This window comes from Nautilia sp. (assembly GCF_053994455.1).
Map to the genome: position 1 here is coordinate 1 of NZ_JBMYAU010000012.1, position 6,489 is coordinate 6,489.

Genomic DNA, 6,489 nt, shown 5'->3' on the forward strand with positions numbered 1-6,489 from the left:
TTGGCAGTTATCACTACCACCACCCGTGTGGGGTAGTAAGGATTTCTCACTACAAAAATATTAGGCCTTTTAACGTTTTTTTTCAGATTCAAAAAACTGTTTACATAATCTTTCGTTCCTATCAGAAAAATATCCATGTCTTTTTTTAACGTATCGGTGTCGTAGACATACAGCTTCCTGTATTTGATTATACTTCCCAAATATCCCGAAATTCTTGCTCCTATAGTCAAAAAATTTGCGTTTTTAGTTTGGGTTATTATACCTATGGAAACCGGACTGAAATTTTTATAATCAAGTACGTAATCTCGGTAGCTTAAAAGATTGTCTTCAATGTTTTTAAAATCGTAATCTATTTTAAGATAACTTTTATCCCACAACACCTCCGTCCACAGTTCCGAACTGGAAGGGTTTTCACAGCAGTTCATACAATAATGCTGGGTTGCCATTACTTTCACTTTATTTATATCTTTAATAAGGGAAACGGGAATCTGTATGTTGTAAGCATACAAATCTATATTCGTGTCTATCTGCTGCTGGTATAAAACCACTCCGTTAAAAAACAGTACGAAAGCACTTCTCTGTTTTACAAGTGCTTTTGAGGGTATGTATTCTATATGTAAAACGGCTTTTTTTACTTTTACTCTGTTAGGCAGCGGTATTGATATTTTGGTTTCCCCCTGTGAACCCCTTAAAATATCGCTCGGGGGGTAAAATTCGGATAGTTTGAAAACGGACGTTTTTCCAAATACAAAAATACTAAAGAGTAATAACAAAAACAGTTTTTTCATCTTCTTCCCCTTCCGTTATTTTCACCTCGAGTTCCAGCAGCTCTTCAAAAAACATTGTATAAAATTCCGTAAGAAAATAATCTTTTTTATAAATCTTTTTAAAAGGCGAATTTTCGTGATAAATTATTATTTCTTTATCATCTTCGTTAATAGCCGCCTGAAAGGTTCCCAGCGAATATGTGTGCAGAAAATAATTAAGATATATAAATACACTTTCAAGATCATCCCCGTTGTTCACAATAACATTTTTTAAAAATTTTTTATTTTCATTATAAAAGTTTTTTGCACTCAGTTTGCAAAGATACTCATAATCGTCTTCGTCACCTATTTCCAAAATAGTTCTTAGAATGGAGGACAAAAGGTCTCTTTCTTCAAACTCTATTTTTTCAGGTATTAAATCCGTTTCCTCATTAGATATCTTCATTTTTCTCGCTTTTTTAAAAATAGCCATCTTTTATCCTTTTGCCAATGATTTTTTCCTAAATAAAATTATATCCAATATGTTAGTAACAAACTCTTTCGTAACGGCTTTGTATGCCCTTAAAAAATCCTTAAATGTAAGCTTTACCAGAAACAGAAACGAAGCTATCGGATTTATAGGCTTTTCATCCATAAAATACTGCCATCTCGAACTGCTTGCATATACGAGCTGAACGATTCTTTTTTCCTGTGTTATATTCGAAAAAAGAAATTTCAGCCTTATATTGTGAGCATTGGCATTTACCACTTCACCCTCTACGGCAAACATAACCCCGTATTCATCCTTTATTAAAAATTTCAGTTTTTTATCCCATACATGCTCTTTTAATAGATCGCTCAAATCCTTATCCACCTGAAGCCATATTCCGGTAAGGGATAAATCTTTTACTCTTGCGGAATATGGTTTCTTATTGATATATACAATTGCTTCATCATTCGCCGGTATTCTATGAAACACCCTTTTTTCTGGCTTTTCATGAGCAACAATAATTCCAAGTGCTAAATATAAAAGATTAAACAGTTGCCAAAAACCTAATACTACAAGAGTACCTCTTTCTTCCGGATTGTATATATATTTATAAATTCCCACTATTATGGAAATCAATGTAATATTAAACAATAAATATATCGGCTTATAAAACGGCGTAACAAAATCTTTATCGATATTTTCACCCTTAGGAGTAACAATAAATTTAGGGGATCTGGGTTTTCTTATAACGGAAATAATCGCCGGCAATAGAAAAAGACTCTGCAAAGATTCGTAAACCTCGGAAAAAAACGGCCATCTGTATCTTGAATAGAGATAGTAACTGATTAAAAGCGAAAATAAAAAGTGCGGCATTGCGTATGCCAAAACGTCGTTTAACGTAGCATTATAAATTTTCAGATCAAAAAATATGAAAAGCAGAGGAATTACAAGGAAAATCACCCTCGCAAGTCCGAAAAACCAGAAGACGTTGGCATTTAGATATCCGAGTTTCTGATACCATTTCAGCCCCTTTTTCAAAAGAGGGTTTTTCAAAAGGAAAATCTGTATCATTCCCTGAGCCCATCTTGAACGCTGAACAATAAAAGCCGAAAAAGTTTCGGGCTGAAGACCGAAAACCATTCCCTTGGGATAATAATAACTTTCGTATCCCCTGCTGTGTAGTTCAAGCGCCGTTTCCGCATCTTCAGTAATAGTATCCCCGGCAATACCGCCGACCTCTTCAAGAAACTTTCTTCTTAAAATCGCGGCCGATCCGCAGAAGAAAGAGGCGTTCCAGAAATCAAGGCCTTTTTGGATAAACTCGTAAAACATTTCACTCTCATTCGGAACCTGCCTGAAAATTCTTAGATTTTTTTCTATAGGATCCTGATTGTAAAACTTATGGGGTGTCTGAACCAAAAACAGTTTCGGGTTTTTTATAAAAAACCCTACCGTGTTTCTTAAAAAATCCTGGGTGGGGACATGGTCGCAGTCCAATATCAAAATCAGATCCCCGCTCGTTTTTTTCAGGGCTTCGTTTATATTTCCCGCTTTTGCGTGTTCGTTTTTTTCCCTCGTTATATAATGTACGTTGTCTCCGGCTTTTTCAACAAACGCTTTTATCTCTTCGGCCCTTTTTCTGGCTTCTTCCCTTTTTTTAGGATCCGGATCGTTTAATTTCTGCTTCGTCCCCCCATCGTCGAGTACGTAAACGTTAAACTTCTCCCTCGGGTAATCCATTATACTTGCCATCATAACGGTGGGTTTGATAACATCAAGCGGTTCGTTGTACGTAGGAATATAAATATCAACACTCGGCAGTTTTTCTATCGGAATCTGATCAATCGGAACGCTTTTTCTCTCAAGCAGTCTCAAAGCGATAAAAACCCCGAGCAAAAAAATCAAAAAAGAATACATTTCGGCAAAATAGATGGCGACCGAACCTATTGCGTCTATTACAGAATCGAAATTCAGCGTATAAAGCGTTCTCCACCAGAAATACCTCAGTGAAAACGTCATTGCTGAAATTATAAGAAAAAGTTTTATATATTCGCTGTTCGTTTTTTTATATTTGTCATAAATCACAAGTACTAACGATATTGTAAACACAGTAATGAAAAACTTAAGCTGTATATCGTTAGGAGAATATATCATTATTATAAAAAGAAAAAAAGCCAGAGTAATTAAAAATATGATTTTTAATATCTTAACCACTATTTAACTCCGAAGATTTTTTTCAGTCTGCTTATAGAATATTTTGAAGAACCTGCAATAACTTCTTTTTTTAAACCGAAATCTTTTCTTTTAATTGCAACAGCCCTTTCGTTTATAAGATTATCATTTTCAAGATAATCTAAAATTTTCCACTTTTTTTTGATATCCTCTTTTCTGTCTTCCATATGAAATTTTAAAAAATTATTCATACATTTCCCCTCTTTTTTATGAAATTATATCGACAATTCTTCATTTTTCCTTAACCTTCCGTTGAGAATATATTTAGAGAACGCAAAGCTGGCCGTAAAGGCGGGACTGACCGCATTTAATATATGAATCTGGTTATCTTTTCTCTCCACGAGAAAATCCATTACGAGCTCTTCCGTTTTTTTGTTCAAAAGCTGGGCCCTTATCCCGGGCGTAATGTTTTTAAATCCGCCTTCAAGCCTGTAAACCAGTGTTTTTGCCTCTCTTATCAGATTTTCAGGATTGTAATATTTCATTTCATACAGTGCAAGCTCCCTGAATCCGAAAGAATTTTTAACGAAAAGTTTTACCTCGAGCATTAAAATTTCAAGCATTTCTTTCAAATCGAACCTGCTGCCCATTGTATAGTTTTCCCGCCAAAAAGCCGGAATTGCGGTCGGCCCGATTTTAACATCGCCCGATGACATTAAAGTGATATGCACTCCTAAAAAAGGATTTTTTATATTAGGAACCGGATAAATCTGTGTTTTTACTTTATCTTCACCCGTATATTTTTTATAAAGTCCCTTAAAAGGCAGCATTGTATATTCCAGACCGACCCCGTTTTGATGTGCGATTTTATCGGCATAAAGCCCGGCTGCGTTAATTAAAAAATCGTAACTTCCCTTATAATTTTCATACTTTGTGTTAAATAAAAACTTGACACCTTTTTTTTCCAACTTCTTTTTAAGAACCCTGCACACTTCCATCGGATCGACGCTTGCGGTATTTGGGGAATAAAGGGCGTATTTGCGGGTTTTTGCATTGGGTTCTATCTTTTCGGCTTCTTTTTCCGTGACAATATAAGCCCCGGCGTTATTGGCTACGCTTCTTTTCGCAAGTTCGAAAAGAGTGTTTATCTCCTCTTCGTTTCTGGCAACCACAAGCTTGCCCGTTTCTTTTACGGGTATTGAGTTTTCATAACAGAATTTTTTCATAAGCCTGTTGCCCTCTGCCGTCAGTTTCGCCTTTAACGAATCGCTCGTATAATAAAAGCCCGCATGTAAAATTCCGCTGTTTTTACCGCTTGCGTGAAACGCCTCGTGCGGTTCTTTATCTATTATAACAATATCGTCTCCGGAATTTTGTTTAATCCATTCCCATGCAACCGTCATTCCTACAATGCCGGCACCAACAATCAATACTTTCATTTAACTCCTTTTACACCTTCAAGCAAATTATATTCCGAGTTCCAAAATTTTCCATAAACTTTCAATTTCTTCATCGGAAAAAAGGAGTGTTTTTTTTTCGTTAAAAAGCACTTTCAGCTTTTCCAGCTCAAACCCTCCTCCCATTACGCATTTTTCATGAGCAGGCAGAAAACTTCTCGCCAAAGCGGCTTTTTTTTCTATTTTATTTTCACACAAAAAACATATGAAATCGTTATGAAGCCTCCCCTCTTTTTCCAAAAGGGAAACATAATGTTCTATAACTGCCCTTTTCACATCCCTCTCATGTAAAACACTGCATAAACCGTAAAGAGAATTATAATAAAACCCGTCGATTTTACTCACATCCGTAAAATGTCTGTGAAGCAAATTTATATATCTTTTATAATAAATTGTTTTATTTACGTCAAATAAAAACCTAAAAGGAAGCTGTGTAACGTTTCTTAAACGTTTTATACTGCTTTTTGAAGTTTCCTCTATATTAAAATCAATAAGATACCCCACGTTTATATATGAATGCCTCGCCCCGTAAAACCTGTACAAATCAAAAACTTCCCCCGGGGTGAGGATTCTTACTATCAAATCCTCCTCCCGTACCCTTACCGTATTTAAAACAAAACCTTTCATACGCCTCTTTCAATAATTTTTACCCGAACCGGTTTTATTATTATAGGGTAAAAAATTTAAACCGACTTTAAGCGTATGTATATCTTAAAAAAACCCCTTTTTTCATCCCTTCTTTTTAAAAAAGAACGCGTTAAAACAGTATTTTTACCGTTTTACGTTATTATTTTACAAAAAAAAACTTTTTTTAAATATGACATTTCTGCTCATTTACCGAAAAAAAGGAAATAAATTCAAAAAACTCTTTCACACAAACTGTCATAAATCAAATATTAATAGCCCTGCCAGAAGGTAAAAATTCGATTGATTTCATTTCAAAAAGCCTGAATATAAGTCCAAGTACATTAAAAAGAAAATTGAAAGAGGAACACACCAGTTTTAAAAAACTGACGGAAACCATAAGAAAAAAACTGGCTTATACACTTTTAAAAGAAACGTATCACAGTTTTGAAGAAATTTCATATCTATTAGGATATTCCGAATACAGCCCTTTTTTCAGGGCGTTTAAAAAATGGTTCGGAGCCACACCATCAGAGTTAAAAAAACTTTTTCAAATCCTGCTTTTTTTTAATATTCTCATCATTTTTCCATTTATGTTATAATTAGCAAATTTTTTAAAAAGACAAATAATCTCTTAAAGGAAAAATATGCCAAAATTAGAATTCAAAGACAACTGCGGGTTCGGTCTTTTAGCCAGTATTGACGGCAAACCTACCCATCAGAATGTGGAGGATGCCTTAAAGGCACTTGAGAGAATGATGCACAGGGGAGCGATTGCGGCTGACGGAAAAAGCGGTGACGGTAGCGGTTTATTGTTTTCAATGCCGAAAAAATTTATGCAAAAAATCGCCTCTGAAAACGGTTTTTCGCTTCCTGAGCTGTTTGCAGTCGGAGTTATTTTTTCTAAAAATGAAAAAGACAAAGAAACAATCAAAAACATTTGTGAAAAAAACGATTTAAAAGTACTTTTTTTCAGAAACGTACCGGTTAACAAAAACGC

At 35.0% G+C, this 6,489-nt stretch carries 8 protein-coding genes; 2 read left to right on the plus strand and 6 right to left on the minus strand.

What is annotated here, in order from left to right; genetic code table 11:
* The 6 genes from ACXJIE_RS00665 to recO all read right to left on the minus strand — a co-directional run.
* A partial coding sequence (locus tag ACXJIE_RS00665) for a cellulose biosynthesis cyclic di-GMP-binding regulatory protein BcsB (protein WP_456479054.1) occupies nucleotides 1-788 on the minus strand: 788 nt, incomplete at its 3' end.
* On the minus strand, nucleotides 757-1,239 hold the full coding sequence (locus ACXJIE_RS00670; RefSeq protein WP_456479055.1) for a hypothetical protein: 483 nt from the start codon (nucleotides 1,237-1,239) through the stop codon (nucleotides 757-759). The genes ACXJIE_RS00670 and ACXJIE_RS00665, both read right to left, overlap by 32 nt.
* 3 nt (nucleotides 1,240-1,242) lie before the next feature.
* Nucleotides 1,243-3,450 carry a UDP-forming cellulose synthase catalytic subunit gene (gene bcsA, locus ACXJIE_RS00675; RefSeq protein ID WP_456479056.1) on the minus strand — a complete coding sequence of 736 codons (2,208 nt, stop codon included), beginning with the start codon at nucleotides 3,448-3,450 and terminating at the stop codon, nucleotides 1,243-1,245.
* Nucleotides 3,450-3,659: a hypothetical protein gene (locus ACXJIE_RS00680; protein ID WP_456479057.1), complete on the minus strand. Its 210-nt coding sequence runs from the start codon at nucleotides 3,657-3,659 to the stop codon at nucleotides 3,450-3,452. The genes bcsA and ACXJIE_RS00680 overlap by 1 nt, the downstream gene beginning before the upstream one ends.
* 24 nt (nucleotides 3,660-3,683) lie before the next feature.
* Entirely contained in the window at nucleotides 3,684-4,847 is a 1,164-nt protein-coding gene (locus ACXJIE_RS00685) for an NAD(P)/FAD-dependent oxidoreductase (RefSeq protein ID WP_456479058.1), read from the minus strand.
* Nucleotides 4,848-4,874: 27 nt separating this feature from the next.
* Nucleotides 4,875-5,492: a recombination protein RecO gene (recO, locus tag ACXJIE_RS00690; RefSeq protein ID WP_456479059.1), complete on the minus strand. Its 618-nt coding sequence runs from the start codon at nucleotides 5,490-5,492 to the stop codon at nucleotides 4,875-4,877.
* A gap of 320 nt (nucleotides 5,493-5,812) precedes the next feature.
* Between recO and ACXJIE_RS00695 the strand changes: the two genes are divergently transcribed.
* Together ACXJIE_RS00695 and ACXJIE_RS00700 are read left to right on the plus strand one after the other, a co-directional pair.
* Nucleotides 5,813-6,091: a helix-turn-helix domain-containing protein gene (locus tag ACXJIE_RS00695; RefSeq protein ID WP_456479061.1), complete on the plus strand. Its 279-nt coding sequence runs from the start codon at nucleotides 5,813-5,815 to the stop codon at nucleotides 6,089-6,091.
* Nucleotides 6,092-6,136: 45 nt separating this feature from the next.
* The coding region (locus ACXJIE_RS00700) for a hypothetical protein (RefSeq protein ID WP_456479060.1) at nucleotides 6,137-6,489 on the plus strand (353 nt) is incomplete at its 3' end.

Coding starts and splice junctions, on each gene's coding strand:
- ACXJIE_RS00670 (WP_456479055.1), bottom strand. CDS start 1,239: ATGGCTATTTTTAAAAAAGCGAGAAAAATGAAGATATCTAATGAGGAA.
- ACXJIE_RS00680 (WP_456479057.1), bottom strand. CDS start 3,659: ATGAATAATTTTTTAAAATTTCATATGGAAGACAGAAAAGAGGATATC.
- ACXJIE_RS00685 (WP_456479058.1), bottom strand. CDS start 4,847: ATGAAAGTATTGATTGTTGGTGCCGGCATTGTAGGAATGACGGTTGCA.
- recO (WP_456479059.1), bottom strand. CDS start 5,492: ATGAAAGGTTTTGTTTTAAATACGGTAAGGGTACGGGAGGAGGATTTG.